The organism is Leptospira venezuelensis, assembly GCF_002150035.1.
Lineage (GTDB): Bacteria > Spirochaetota > Leptospiria > Leptospirales > Leptospiraceae > Leptospira_B > Leptospira_B venezuelensis.
The window spans coordinates 48,692-62,791 of the sequence record NZ_NETS01000010.1 but is presented as its reverse complement, the minus strand read 5'-3'; the positions used below and the strand labels follow the sequence as shown (position 1 = coordinate 62,791).

Annotated in this window: 14 protein-coding genes; 5 read left to right on the top strand and 9 right to left on the bottom strand. The window is 39.4% G+C overall.

Annotated elements, in window-relative coordinates:
• Positions 1-97: 97 nt before the first annotated feature.
• Positions 98-418 (top strand): DUF1330 domain-containing protein, encoded by a 321-nt coding sequence (locus B1C82_RS07405; protein WP_086446980.1) that lies wholly within the window; start codon positions 98-100, stop codon positions 416-418.
• Positions 419-551: 133 nt separating this feature from the next.
• The gene (locus B1C82_RS07400) at positions 552-1,091 is read left to right on the top strand and encodes a hypothetical protein (protein WP_086446979.1); all 540 of its coding nucleotides are present in this window, start codon (positions 552-554) and stop codon (positions 1,089-1,091) included.
• A gap of 35 nt (positions 1,092-1,126) precedes the next feature.
• On the opposite strand, the gene B1C82_RS07395 is transcribed toward B1C82_RS07400, so the two are convergent.
• Positions 1,127-2,215, bottom strand: coding sequence for a helix-turn-helix transcriptional regulator (locus B1C82_RS07395; protein ID WP_086446978.1), 1,089 nt, complete (start codon positions 2,213-2,215; stop codon positions 1,127-1,129).
• A gap of 141 nt (positions 2,216-2,356) precedes the next feature.
• On the opposite strand from B1C82_RS07395, the gene B1C82_RS07390 reads away from it, so the two are divergent.
• A complete protein-coding gene (locus B1C82_RS07390; protein ID WP_086446977.1) occupies positions 2,357-2,740 on the top strand; it encodes a TfoX/Sxy family protein in 384 nt (127 codons plus the stop codon).
• Positions 2,741-2,851: 111 nt separating this feature from the next.
• Positions 2,852-3,547: a FecR family protein gene (locus tag B1C82_RS07385; RefSeq protein WP_086446976.1), complete on the top strand. Its 696-nt coding sequence runs from the start codon at positions 2,852-2,854 to the stop codon at positions 3,545-3,547.
• On the opposite strand, the gene B1C82_RS07380 is transcribed toward B1C82_RS07385, so the two are convergent.
• Entirely contained in the window at positions 3,548-4,396 is an 849-nt protein-coding gene (locus B1C82_RS07380; protein WP_086446975.1) for a tetratricopeptide repeat protein, read from the bottom strand.
• 113 nt (positions 4,397-4,509) lie between these two features.
• Here B1C82_RS07380 and B1C82_RS07375 point away from each other — a divergent pair, with 113 nt between their 5' ends.
• A complete protein-coding gene (locus tag B1C82_RS07375; RefSeq protein WP_024864064.1) occupies positions 4,510-4,689 on the top strand; it encodes a hypothetical protein in 180 nt (59 codons plus the stop codon).
• A gap of 70 nt (positions 4,690-4,759) precedes the next feature.
• Here the strand turns inward: B1C82_RS07375 and B1C82_RS07370 are convergent, their stop codons facing one another.
• The 7 genes from B1C82_RS07370 to B1C82_RS07340 all read right to left on the bottom strand — a co-directional run bounded on the left by B1C82_RS07370 (position 4,760) and on the right by B1C82_RS07340 (position 14,052).
• Positions 4,760-5,584 carry a crotonase/enoyl-CoA hydratase family protein gene (locus B1C82_RS07370; protein ID WP_086446973.1) on the bottom strand — a complete coding sequence of 275 codons (825 nt, stop codon included), beginning with the start codon at positions 5,582-5,584 and terminating at the stop codon, positions 4,760-4,762.
• A 43-nt stretch (positions 5,585-5,627) separates the two neighbouring features.
• Positions 5,628-7,004: a histidine kinase dimerization/phosphoacceptor domain -containing protein gene (locus B1C82_RS07365; RefSeq protein WP_086446972.1), complete on the bottom strand. Its 1,377-nt coding sequence runs from the start codon at positions 7,002-7,004 to the stop codon at positions 5,628-5,630.
• Positions 7,005-7,310: 306 nt separating this feature from the next.
• A complete protein-coding gene (locus tag B1C82_RS07360) occupies positions 7,311-8,396 on the bottom strand; it encodes an alpha/beta hydrolase (RefSeq protein WP_086446971.1) in 1,086 nt (361 codons plus the stop codon).
• A 9-nt stretch (positions 8,397-8,405) separates the two neighbouring features.
• A complete protein-coding gene (locus B1C82_RS07355) occupies positions 8,406-9,527 on the bottom strand; it encodes a peptidoglycan DD-metalloendopeptidase family protein (protein ID WP_086446970.1) in 1,122 nt (373 codons plus the stop codon).
• A gap of 92 nt (positions 9,528-9,619) precedes the next feature.
• Positions 9,620-10,030, bottom strand: coding sequence for a bactofilin family protein (locus B1C82_RS07350; protein WP_086446969.1), 411 nt, complete (start codon positions 10,028-10,030; stop codon positions 9,620-9,622).
• 460 nt (positions 10,031-10,490) lie between these two features.
• On the bottom strand, positions 10,491-12,965 hold the full coding sequence (locus B1C82_RS07345; RefSeq protein WP_086446968.1) for a penicillin-binding protein 1A: 2,475 nt from the start codon (positions 12,963-12,965) through the stop codon (positions 10,491-10,493).
• A 19-nt stretch (positions 12,966-12,984) separates the two neighbouring features.
• The gene (locus tag B1C82_RS07340; RefSeq protein ID WP_086446967.1) at positions 12,985-14,052 is read right to left on the bottom strand and encodes a zinc dependent phospholipase C family protein; all 1,068 of its coding nucleotides are present in this window, start codon (positions 14,050-14,052) and stop codon (positions 12,985-12,987) included.
• Between the last annotated feature and the right edge of the window lie 48 nt (positions 14,053-14,100).

The following is a 14,100-nucleotide window of genomic DNA, read 5'->3' as shown; positions in this document are numbered from 1 at the left end:
CGAGATGATAAGAATGACGCGATTTTCAGTAGTTTACAGCTCAAAGTAATCTCTAAAAGACTTGCTTAGATTTTTAAATCTAAGAATCGAGAAGGTCATGAAGTATTACTCTGTTGCAGAATTGAATATCACCAGCGCTCGCTGGATCCCAGCATACGTTCGTAATGTAACCAAAATGGTGGAAAAATTCGGGGGAAGATATCTTTCCAGAACTACCAATATGGAGAGAATGGAAGGGGAAAGAAAACTTCCTCAGTTATTCTTAATCATCGAATGGCCGTCCAAAGAAGCGGTCCAAAACTTCTATAATTCGGAAGAATACAAACCATTTCTGGAAAGTAGACTCAAAGGTTCCGACGGTGAATTTATTTTGGTTCCTGGAGAAGATGTGAATCAGCTTGCGAATGTCCCAGAGTAATAAAATTCTCATTCGAATGAATATCCGGAAACATTACATATGTAACAGTCCAGATCTAAATTCGTTACAAGTGGGAAATTGACCAATTCATTCTGAAAAGTGTATCCTTTCTCCTATATTTGATGGAGAAAATATGTTTAAAATATTTAAGATTCACTTTTCACTTCTGCTTATTTTCACTTTTGCTTTGATAAGTTGTGGAGAAGAAAAGAAGAATGATCAATCTTTATTGTCTATCGCGCTTTTACAATCAGACTCTGGTGTTATAATTGAAGGGCTCGCAGAGCCTAATTTAGGCACAGCTGTTTTAGTATTGAACTCAGATAGTTTCGATCTACTAAATCAAGAAGAATGTACGGATGGCGGTATTGGTATCATCATCAGCCGAAATGCTGGACCTATTACTCCGATCTTAAATATTCACGAAGTGGATATGTCTAAAAACTTTGGAATATTTTTAGAAGCCGGAGCACTCACAACTGGGTCTCATATGGATTTGGATCATAGCGATGGAAAAACATACGGAATAGTAAATGATTGTCCTGCTTACGTAATGGAAAACACTCCTACGATCTATGATCTTCAGGTACTAAATTGTCAAATAGCAGATCAATTTGGAGCGGGAGCGAATAAGAAGATGATGTCCTTCCGAGCTCGTTGCACTAAATCATAAAAAAGAAACCTTCGTTCTAATTCTGTGAGCGAAGGTTACTTCTTATCTATCTTTCTTTTAGCTAAAATAACAGTCAATCTTTGGAGTTGGTCCTTGGAGCTGGACTTCGATTCAGGGAGCACTTTTGCATAAATATTTTTCAAATGATTTCTCAGAGTTCCATTCGATACATTTAGGACAAGTTGAATAAAAGATCTACTATGTCCTTCGTTCAATAGTTCGCAGATACGGATCTCTTGTTTAGATAGACCATATTCTTCTAAATTGAATTCGGCTTTTGGAATTACATTTGCAGTCCTATATAAATGAAAGACTAAGAAGGACAAGAAACTACAAGCTGTTAAGGCAGAAATTGCAGTGATATACACTTCTCGAAATGGTAAAGATTTGAAAACTGGCCAGAATAACATTCCGATTAAGATCCCAACCGCAATGGAGATCAGGATGTTTGCCGCGATCCTAAATAATCCAGGACTTCCTTGGTTGTATCGATTTAGATAAACTGATAATGTTACTGAAAGGGCTGCATCTGCGACCGGATGAAGAGGTGGCAATTCTATTCCATATAAAGGCAAAAAGTTAGAGAATAAAGCCATCCACCAAAGTAAGAAAATTATAATGAAGAATTTTTTATCAAAGAATACATTCCATTTTACAGGTTTTAAGAAGAAGTAGATACAAACGCACATTCCAAGTACATGTACGCCCGCTCCGATCATACCTCCGAATAAAGAAAGTTGAGGACCATGACCGAAAGAAAAATGATTAAAACCAACCACAAAGTAATGAGGTATAGAAGAACATAAAAAGTCTGCGAGGATCGCAGCAACTAGTACAAATACTGTAAGCGGATTTAAGATTCTTCTGCCCGTACAAAAACCAGCCATGCCTGCAAGTATAGGTGCCAGACTAAAAAAGGAATGGCATTGGAAAATCCACCAAGCAAGCCCCAATTCGTTAGAAGAAGTGAGGCACATAGCGGCAGTTGCTCCATTTTGGATCCCTACAGCTAGATAGAATACAGTCATGAGCCTATGGAAAGGATGATCTCTTCCTATATTCTCAATCAAACAGCTAAGGTTGGCAAGTGATGCCACCATTGGTACTATGAAAAAAATTTCCAAATAAGTTCGGTCGCTATATAGTTTTAGTAGAATTTACTTTTTGATCCAAGGACTAAATTACACCTTCTTTTTATACGTTTAATAAATTTTTTCTTTATTAGATGAATCAAAGCAGAATATTCAGATCTTCTTAGGAAGTATATGGCAATTAACGAAAAAACAGCCGAACGCGTTCGAAAAACTCTTACTAAACAGAAAGAGGTTGAGGAGAAAAAAATGTTCGGCGGCCTCTGGTTCATGGTAAACGGAAAGATGTGCGTTTGCGTCAGGGACGAGGAACTTATGTTTAGAATAGATCCCAAAGATTACGAATTCGTTTTAGAAAAGAAAAAGGCAAGACCGATGATCCATAATGGAAATCTGATGAAAGGTTTTGTATTCGTAAATATAGAAGAAGTAAGATCTGAGAAAGAGTTTGGATACTGGATGGGGCTTGCACAGGATTATAATAAAACTGCCAAAGCTACTAATAAAAAGACAAAACGGAAAGTCCCTGCTCCCAAGAAAACTTCTAAGAAAAAATAAGTCCCATAGGGTTTTTATGCAGCTTCCTCTTCGTTTAGAATAGTTATAACTCTTTCTTCTTTCCTAAAAATCGATTTACTTCCTTTAAAGGAACCTTCAAAATCGACGGCTATGAAAATCTTATCAGCTCTATTTTTTCTAAGTTTAACATGTGTTTTGTTTTCTTGCGGTAAAAAGGAAACGAATATAGGTAAAGGAGTGATTACATTCGTTGTAGGGGATGTGACCCTTGAAAGAGGTTCCGAAAAATCCAAGGCAGAAGTGAACAAAGAAATCCAAAACGGAGACGTATTGGTTACGGACGAAGGTTCCACCGCAATGATTGCATTTGGAGAAAATGCTTCTTTGTTGGAGATTCAATCAGATTCAAAATTTCGCTTTGACGACATCAAATCGGACAAAAAATTTTTCCAAGAAAAAGGAAGATCTTGGCTTCTCTCTAATAAACTTGTAAAAGGGGAAGGATTAAGTTTAGGAACTCCAACAACTACTGCGGGAGTAAGAGGAACTAAATTTTATACTACTGTAATAGATGATATGACGCTTATCTGCCATTGCCAAGGTAAAGTGGAGTTAGAAAATTCTTCGGACCATTCTAAAATGATCCCTACGTCTGATTATCTTACAGTTACAAAAGGAACAAAAACAATTGTGATCGATAAGGATGATTTATTGAAGATTGGAATTCCTTATTCTCATAACCATAGTGAAGTGAATAATTCACCGGTTGGAGAAAAGAACAATCTTAAGTTGGAGGACTTCCTGAAGATCCAAAATCTTGCTAAGAAAAAATTAGCTGGGAAGTGATCAGGCCTCGTCTATTTCAACATTCTCTAATGTATCAAAAAAACCGGTCTGCAAAAGTGGACCGAAATCCACCATATCCTCTGCGGAAAGTTTAAGACCATTTTCCATAGAATAAGCCTGTAGTAGAGATGCGCAGGCTAAGTGGCTTTCTTGTAATTGGGCGTGGGCTCTTGCTTTCACAACGAGTATATCAGCGTCCGATTCTCCAAAATATTTGATGTATAAATCTATAAATTTAAGCGCGTTCTTATGATCTGAAACTTTTAGATAACACTGAGCGATCATATCATAATGCAGGAAAGTCTCTTCTTCATCCATTCTCATGGCAGTTTTTAAAGAAGCCAATGCTGAGTTATAATCACCCCTTTGATAATACAAATATCCAAGCTCGGACCAAATATCTTTTCGTTTGATCCCTCTTCCCCTAGAAAGTTTTTCCTGAGATAAAGCCTGTTTTAATACTTGGATTGCTTCATTCGATCTATCAGTATCTTTTAATAAGCTTGCAAGAGTTAGGTATAATTCCAATTGGTCCGGAAATAGTTCAATGGCCGATGTAAGTATCTTTTTAGCAGATTTAAAATTGTGAACCTTGATGAGGTAATTCGCATAATACAGTCTGCTTTCCGGATGTGTGGAAAAACGATCCTGCAATTCCTGGAAAAGATTCAGAGTTTCTCTGGTATTCCCAATATAGTATTGGCACCAAGCTTGGCGATTTTTCACCTTCACGACGGTTTTGGGATTTTGGGTAAAATTCAGGGATTCCTTGTATAGGTTGAACGCCTTAGTAAATTCTCTCTGCCTTTCCCTATGGATGGCGCTTATGATCAGTTCCCGAAAACCCACGACTGGGACAGGCTAAAAAAATTCCTAAAATAATCAAGTTTTCCACAGATCAACCGATGATTGAAACGGGGGCAAAGGAAAGAAAAAATCCCCAATCCAGCGAGGTAAAGAAAATGGAAATCGGTAGCCAAACCAGCCAATCTCTCATGATCGAAAGAATCGCCAATCTGCCTAGAGAAATATTCCAAGCTCAGTCAGATATGAATTCTAAACTTTTGAAGCTAAACGTAGAGGCTCAAGTGCAAGCCCAGGCTTCTGAGGGTAGATCCAGACTTTTGGATCTGTACGTTTAATTAGGATGTAGGAATTCCACAAAATGAAATTATCTCGTTTGTAGGAGTTCCGACATCCACAATCGTTCGGTTAGTTCTTATTATATTCCGGCCTTTTTCTATCTTTAAAGGCTTTCATCGCTTCTCTAAAATCTCTCGAATCCATAAAGCTGGAATTCCAAACTGCGACATAGTTCAAACCAACTGCCAGAGGTTTTCCTTCGGAGTAGTTCATTACTTCTTTAGTACCTTCTACCACTATCCTTGGATTTGCAGCGATTTCGGACGCTGTTGCGATTGCACCTTCCAAAAGTTGGTCTTGGTCTTTGAACAATTTGGAAACAAGCCCCATTCTAAGAGCTTCTTCTCCGTCGATGTCCTTACCTGTATAGGCGAGTTCTCTTGTGTTTCCTTGGCCAATGATAGAAGGAAGCCTATTGATAGAGCCCATATCCGCAACAATTGCTACCTTTGCTTCTCTTAAGGAAATACTTGCGTCGTACGTCGCATAACGAATATCGCAAGCGGAGATCAGATCCAGTCCACCACCAATACAATGTTTTTGGACTGCGGCGATAGAAGGTTTAGGAGAATCGTAAACTGCGTTGATACCTTTCTGCATTCTTAGGATGAGTTCGTAGAATTTTTTACGATCGTCACCGTATGTGCCTTGTACTACTGATCCAAATTCTTGGAAGAATGAGTCCAGGTCCAAACCTGTGGAGAATGATTTGCCTCTTGCAGCGACTACGAAGGATCTGATTTTTTGATTGGAGTTAATTTCGTGTACTGCATCTGGAAGATCTCTCCAGAAACTCCAGTTCATCGCATTTCTTTTGTCGGGACGGTTTAGGAAGACGATGGCTACTCCGTCTTCTCTCTCGACGATTTCAAAGAATTCAAAGTTTGTCTTCATCGGGATCAGAGTTATCCGATTCAGCCGACGAGTAAAACGTTTTTTAGGTCTCGTGTTTTGCCGGGAAGCTTAAGGTGACCTTGCAGCCGTTTTCGTTTTCTAAGCTTAGTTTTCCTCTTAGAAGTTTTACGAAAGAATCTACCAAGGAAAGTCCCAAAGAGCCTGAATTGCGTGTTTGGGTTATTGTATCATCAGATAATCCAATACCGTCATCTTTGACTTCCAAGAAATATTGTTCGTCATTCAAACTAAAACGGATCAATATAGAACCGTTCTCTCTACCTTTGAACCCATGTTTGAATGAATTAGTTAGAAGTTCGTTTATGATTAATGCACAGTTCATTCCCATCTCGCTTGGGATCTTGGGAGTTTGAATATCCAACACTAGTTTGAACTTAGAACGATCCACTTTATATACTTCGAATAAAAGATCGGTAAGTTTTCGCACGTATAGATCGAAACTGATAGAAGATAGATCATGGTTTTCATAAAGCACTTCGTGCAGAAGTGCTACTGCTTGTATTCTATGCTGACTGTCCTTGAAAATATCCAAGGTTTCTTGGTCCTTCAGGTTAGAAGCATTCATACTTAGCAAAGAGGAAATAACAGTAAGATTGTTTTTGATCCTATGATGGATCTCTTTCAGATAGGATTGGTTTGTATTGTCTGATTCTCCCAAACGGAGAACAGTAATACTGCCGCTGGATTTTCCTTCTGTGTTTAAGATAGGAGAGATCTGAACGGATACCGCAGTTTTAGTTCCGATCGCATCAATTGCGAATATTCCATTTTTCTCAATCGTTTGGTGAGAAATTAATACATCTGAAAGAGGGAGAGTATAAGAGGAAAAATTTGAGTCTTCTAATCTTAAAATCTTTGTTAAGGAAAGTCCTATGGATTCAGCATAACTTAATCCAGCGATCTTTTCTGCTACCGGATTACAGAATAATACTAAGCCGTTTTCATCAGTGGTGATGATCCCCGATTCCATTTGGTTTAAAGTAGATTTTAAAGACTCTTCGTTTTTGCGGTTTCTATGTTCTAACTCATTTTTATACAAAGCTACTTCGATCGAAGAGCGGAGTTGGTCAGATTCGAAAGGTTTAACTATATAACCTAAAGGCTGGGTTCTTTTGGCTCTATTGAGGGTGTTTTCGTCCGCGTATGCTGTAAGATAAATAACAGGGGTTTGGAATCGGTTTCGTAGGAGTTCCGCAGTTTGGATCCCGTCCAGATTCCCTTCTATATTAATATCCATTAGGACCAGGTCAGGATGATTTTCCTCTGCCTTTTGGATGGCTTCCTCACCGGAGGATGTGATGCCCACAAGATCGTAACCTAATTTTTTAAGTTTCTGACCCAAGTTAACTGCGACTATGATCTCATCTTCTACAACTAGGATCTTAGGTTTTGTGAGCATACTTCTAATCTACGAATAAAACCGATTGTTTCAACCATATAAATGAAAAATGATAAGTGAAAATATCAACGGAAATATGGGGCAAAAAATAATAGAGATCTTTGCAAGTAAAATCGAATATAAGTGAGATTTTTGTGAGTAATGGTAATGCCTTGTAATCTTTTTTGAAACAACCATTCGTATATAAAAATTTCCCTAATCCTTTCGGACTAAAATCTGAAATTTTTTGATATATCGTCTAACGTGCATTGTGGTGAGGTTGTCCGTCCCAGAGGCAGGGTGGATCGATTCTGGGTTTAGAAGGATTTAATTTCGGAGAATATAGTTTTCGTTTCCATAGGACTTACGGATGAATAGTCTCTTCTCCGCTCCTAAACCCAAAAACAGTTGGTAGAGATCGGTTAGGATCGGGCGAGAAGAATAATATCCGTGACCTAATGACAATAAAGAGGCGTCTATTGGGTTCACATTGACCACATCCACACCAGGAAATTTGGAGCATGCACCGAGTCTTCCTGTCTGGTGGATTTGGGCGGATGCGAATAATGCAGAGTCTCCCGGAGAACAGTATAATGTGATCCTTTCCGAAGATTTTAATAAACTGTCCAAGATGAGTATAAACTCACCTGTATCGTAATCGGGTGCATTCAATACCAATTCCTTTAGAAAAGGTCTATTTCCCAATTCTTTAGAAAGTTCAGAAACTGAATTTAGGACGACTTGATGTCCCATTGAGTGAACTAATAGATGGATCTTTTTATTGGTAGAGATCATTCTTTTCAGGAAGTTTTTGAAAGAATCTCTGCTGCTTCTCGCAGACATTAAATTTTTTTCATAAGTGTTTTTCAGGAAGAAGGTCCCAAGCATAGAACCATCTCCTCCTGCTGGCCAAGTATATAGAGCTACCTTGCCAGGAAATTTCAGATCATATTTGAGTTGAGCAGCTCTTAAAACAGCTTCTTCGAAGTTTACATTAAATCCATGAACGAATACGATTACTTCTTCGAACGGATCTTCTTCGATTTTTTTCCACCAGAGTTTCTCTTGATCTTCTTTGGTTTTACCTTGGATCGAAACTCTATGCTCTAAGAATTGAAATGATCTCTCTTTATTTCCTAGGCCGAAGGGTAGGGAGCCAATTTCTCTATCCGCCGGAACATTTATTAAACAGGAACCTGATTGAGTTTCCATATTCCCGAAATTCAGAAAATAAGAATTAGAACATGCGACTTGTGTTCCAGGATTGAATGCTCTAGAAGTATTAAAAAATACCTCAATTCCCTGCGTTGAAGAATATTGGGAATTAGTTCTTTTATTCAAATATTCTGAAATAGAAGGTCCACAACCTAAATATAGAACAAAATTCAGTAGAAGAAAGAAAGATCGAAACATCATAAAATTTTAATGGTTCGGTTTAGAGCCTCTTTTATAACTGAGGCCCTTTAGATATTTTCCAGGGTTAACCGATTTTCCCTTATGGATTACTTCGAAATGTAAGTGAGGACCGAAACAATATCCAGTACATCCTGAGGTTGAGATCTTTTTACCCGCGACCACATAGTCCCCTCGTTTCACATTTAATCTGGAATTATGAGCGTATAGTGTTTTGAAATCGTCGTTATGTTCGATTACGATCGCGTTTCCGTAACCACCCATCCATCCTGCGAATACAACCTTACCGTTACGAGCCGCCATCACTGCTTCGTAGTTTGCTTTTAAATCCAGCGCCTCGTGGAATTTATGTTGGGGAAAAGTTCTCCAGCCATAATTAGAAGTGACCACATGAGAAGTAACGGGGACAACCCATTTAGGAGCTGGGTCTGGAATCACAGCACCAGGAAGGAAAACTTTTTGGCCCGGACGAAGAATGTCCAGATCATCCAGTTTATTCTCTTCTAAAATTTCATCCAAGTTTACTTTATAGAGAGAAGCTACTTTGGCGACTGTATCTCCCGCCTTGAATTTATATAATAGACCTTGTTTATTCGGGATCTGTAATATCTGTCCTGGATATAATGTATCTTCTAAATTGATACTGGAAGAACCCGCAATAGATTCCATGGAAACTTTATAACGGGTTGCAATCTCCGAAAGTGTTTCGTTTCTTTTTACTTTATAGGTAACTACTTTAAGTTGTTTCTTTTTATCAGAAGCACTTTTGATCTCATTCGCCATCAAGATGGTGAGTTTTGCTTTTTCAGATTCTTCTAAGAACTTCTCGTCACCTTTTTTAGCCTTTAAGTCTTCTGAATCATTCTCTGTTACTTCTGTAGAAGCAGATTCCATTGAAGCATTAGAAGGACTCATCCAAATTCCTAAAAATAGGACCATAAAAATGACTGAGGCTACAAGAGGAATAACGCGGAATTTACGTCTTCTGAAATCCAGATTTCCGTGATAAAGGTTTCCTCTGAAATAAAAGGAATAATGAAAATGGAAAGCGCCCAGGTAGATCAGGGTGAAATTATCTGTCCGGAGGATTTCCTTTCCTGCGGTCAATTGCCTGGGCTTCTTGAAGATCATACTTTGAATATCGGTCGATCGGGCGGAGAACCACCCGAGTTTTTGATTCGAACAAATCTAGGAGGTGGGAAAAAGAACTCGGTTCTTAAGAGTTATTCTTCCTTTCCGTTGTCCAGGGTCCTTGTGCCGCCAAAAGATTCTTCTACGATCTTTTTAACGTCTTTCTTTTGGCCTCCAGTTACGGTGATATTTCCTTTAGCTACCACACCTTTTGCCAGGGAAAGAGCGGGAGCGATAATATCCCCTAAGAGACGTCCAGTTTCTTCCAAGCGGACTTCTGATTCCGCTTTAATGTTTCCGATCAAGGTTCCAGCTACAATCACTTCTCTTGCGGAAATGTTCGTGCGGACCTTACCAGTTTCTCCAATAAATAATGCGTCGTCGGTTTTAATTTCCCCTTCGAATTTTCCGTCGATACGTAGGGAACCAGCGATATAGAATTTGCCCTCAAATATGGAACCTGGGCCGATTACGCTGTTATTATTATCCTTACCGATGGCCATCTGTTACTCCTGACTGCTGATTCATCTATTTGGTGGGCGGTTCCGAAATCGACAACTCTTTTTGTAAAAGGTGGATAAGAGAAGATATAAGGGGGAGGGGTCCCCCTCGCTTCAGCCGCTTCGCGTCTTCCGCTCCCCCCTCTCCGGGAATCTTATTTCTTCGGACCCCGGACCGACTTGGTTGTAAGAAAATAAATTTAAGTCTCACGCAGAGCCGCGAAGTGTAGAAGAGCCTCTTAAGTTTTTCGGCACACAGAGTCAAGGAGGCATAGAGTGTAGATTTTGGATGTAGGAATTCCTACATCATAAAATCCTCCGCGTCTTTGCGCCTCTGCGTGAGATTAAAATTATAAAAATTGGCACGCAGAGCCGCGAAGCCGCAGAGAGAAATTAGGGGTTTCAATATTATCGAATTGCGTCTTCGCCGCAGCCTTAACATCGCGAACACTGCATTTACAATCTACCGAATTACATCCTCGTCACCCTCGAAGAGGTTCGGTTTTTTCTTTTTCGTCGTTCCTGGGTCCGTGGTATGGGTAGGAGTCGGATCTGGTTCTGTCATTCCTCTATGGTCGTCGCAGACTTCTTTAGGAACTGTATCTTTATCAAAAACTTCTTCTTCTGTTTGGTAACAATGGTTACCAGGAAGTTTTCCGGAGATGGAACAAATGGTCCTGCGCACAATTTTTGCGTCTCCAAAATCAAATGATTTGGATTTTTCTTTAACGAGTGCGTTTGCCATAAATCTTCCCCAGATGGGAGCAGCTACAACTGCGCCTGACATTCCTCGTCCTAGCGAAAGTGTTCCCGTATCATATCCAACCCAAACGACTGCTACAAGTTCAGGAGTGTAACCTGCGAACCATGCATCTCTAAAATTATTTGTGGTTCCTGTTTTTCCTGCAGCGGGACGAGTGAGTCCGTAAGATCTGGCTCCTGTCCCCGTTCCTTTTTTGATCACGTCTTCCATCATGGAAGTGATAACATAACTCGTTTCAGGAGAGAGTAATCTTTTTCTTTCCTTAGATTCGAATTCTTTTCTAAAATCTTTAATCAGATTTCCTTGTTCATCTTCTACATATAAAACGCTGAGTGGGAAAACTTGTTTTCCTCCAGAAGCAAACACTGCGTAAGATCTTGCGAGTTCGTAAGGAGAAACTTCAAAACTTCCTAATGCTATTGAAAAGTCTCTAGGCAGATTTCTATTCTCTACTTGTAAAAGTTTTTCGAGTCTTGGTAGAAGATTATTCAGACCTGTATGCTCAAGCAGTCGTACTGCAACACTATTTCTGGAAAGTTCGAGAGCTTCTCTTAAACGAATGAATCCGGAATATTCTCCTGAATAATTGCTTGGGTTCCATTCATCTCCATCTTCCAGAACATACTGCAGTGGAGAATCATCAAATAGAGAAGCAGCGGTAACATTCTTTTTATCATCTGGATGTTCATGATAATATTCCATCGCGGAAGCATATACTAACGGTTTGAATGCGGAGCCAGGTTGTCTATATGCTTGGAATGCGCGAATCTGTTGGTTGTCGGATCTAAATCCGGAACCTCCCACCATTGCGGTGATATGGCCCGTATCCGGACGAATGGAAATTAAGGCACCTTCTACTGGTAGTAAATGGTCTTCAGTGGCTTGGGTTCTATAATTCCAATCGATTGCTTCTCCCAACATCTCCGTGCCTGAGATCAAATTTAAGAAGGCTAAATCGTCTCTGAATTCTTCCTGCCAAGCCCTGTTGAATGTTCTGTAAGAACGAGAGATCTTAAATTTGAATTCAGGGAGATCATGGAGTTCTGCTAAAAGTTTATAGGTAGAACCGTAAGAATCTTCGAAGGAATCAATCTTAGTAAATGCTCTTTGGTTAGATAATTGGGTTTGTTGTTTCAAACCAGCGGCCAATGCTTTTTCGGCTTGGGTCTGGTGCTGGATGTTCAGGGTGGTATAGATCTTTAGACCGCCCTCATAGATCTGTTGAGAAGGTATATAACGAGCGAGGTTTTTACGTACATATTCCGTAAAGTAAGGGAATTTGTTGAGACGATCTGAGAATGCAGAATCATTCGGAGAACGATTTAAGGTTATATAATATTCGGAGAATGCTTCGAATTCTCTCTCAGCGGTTTCCACATCTAAGATCCCGTTTTCCACCAGCTTTTTGAAAACTACCCTTACTTTAGAGGCGGATGTGTTTGGATTTACTAAAGGAGAAAATTCCTTAGGTCTGGTGGTCAAACTGGCGAGAAGTGCTGCTTCTCCCCAGCTTAAGTCCTTAATATCTTTTCTAAAATAGAATTTTGCTGCAGCGCCTACACCTATGGTCCCGTGGCCGAGAGGGATTTCGTTTAGGTAGATTCCTATTAAGGTTTTCTTATCGAATACTAATTCAAGAAGAAGTGCGAGCCATGCTTCTCTTGCTTTACGCAAAAAGGACCTTTCTGTGTTTAAGAATTTTAATCTGGCAACCTGTTGAGTGATTGTGGATGCGCCTTCTTTTACTCTTCCTGCAAGAAGGTTGACCATGGTTGCTCTGAAAATTCCTCGAAGATCTAATCCTTTATGGGATCTAAAATTATTATCTTCTGTGGAAACGAAACAACGGATGACCTTATTTTCTTCCCAGCCTCCAGGAAGATCTTCGTCGGTGATTACTACCCTGGAAAATCTATAAAACTCAGCGATCGGTTCGTATTTTCCTTCTGTATTAAGACCGAAAAGTAGAGAAGGTTTTTCGTAACGATCGGCCTTAGGGACCTGCCAAATATCTTTGATAGAGAATACAAATAAAAATCCGTTTAAGAAGATCAGTCCTAAAACAAGATACAAAAGTTTTCGAACAGGATCGGAAGAATCCAAACGAGATTGGATCCTGTCTCTAAAAAGTACTACAAAATATCTTGTGAAAAAATCTACGGGTTCGTGTTTCATTTGGTTTTATTTCTAATTATTATAAAGGCGAAAATTGGCGCATCTTATCAATGCCATGGAACCTAAGTCCTGTATCCAAATTATATCCTTGGTATTCTTTGATCATAGAAGAACGAGAAGTTTTGTCGTGAACATAACCCCAAGCATTTGTAACCGCGTCTTTTGCAGCGTCACAAGCTTTGTTGATCAATTCTACGAAAGAATCATTTCGGATCAAGTTCGGATCTGCTGGATAAGACCATTCTCTTTTTTCTTCGTTCATGATTCTTTTATCTATATGCTCCTTTAACGGAAGCATTAGAACAGAAGAATTAACTTTATGCAAAGTGATCTTATCTAAAAAGCTAAGTGCTGCTCTTATGATCTTACTTCTGGAATCCAAGTATCTATGAAAATACAAATAACCTAAGAAAGATTCGTTCAGAATATCTCCAGGAATGATCTTTTCTTCGGAACCTATATACTTTTCTTTAAATTCTTTTGGGAAGGTTGCCTTTAAACCTTTTAGCCAAAAGTTCCAAAGCATTGGGTCCATCTTTTTCTTCCCATCTTTACCTTTGAAGATTAAGTCCACGTGCTGAACAAAATCATACGCTTTAGGAGTCATTCCCCATCTAAAATCTAAAAGCCAGGAATCCAAAGCGAACTCTACTCTCATATGATTGTATTGCGCCTTGGAGCTGATCTGTTTGTCCGGACTATAATAATCTCCGGAAATAAAAAATATATAGGGATGGGTGACGATGTCCACAGCGCAGTGGATGATATAACCTAAAGTGAATGCTAAAAAACGATCTCTATAAATCCCTTCCTCAACTGTGAGAACTCCATCCAAAAAGTTCAGAATCAGTTCCAAAACATTTTCGTGATGGCTTAAATCTCCCCATGGCAGGGCTTTTTTGGTCCGCACAGGAGAAAGAACATGATAAAAGTAAAAAATGTCGGGAGCGATCGCGCCTATATTGGCAAACTTACGGGTACCTTCTTCTCTTAAAAGTTTTGCGATCTTTCTTTGTTCTGCAGTTCCGTGATCCAGATGTTTGCAGACTTGGGAAAGAGCTTCGAGATGAGTGATTTTGCCTGCCATATCGGAATTTTGCCTTTGAAAAAACCCGGACCGCTCTAAAAGATGGCC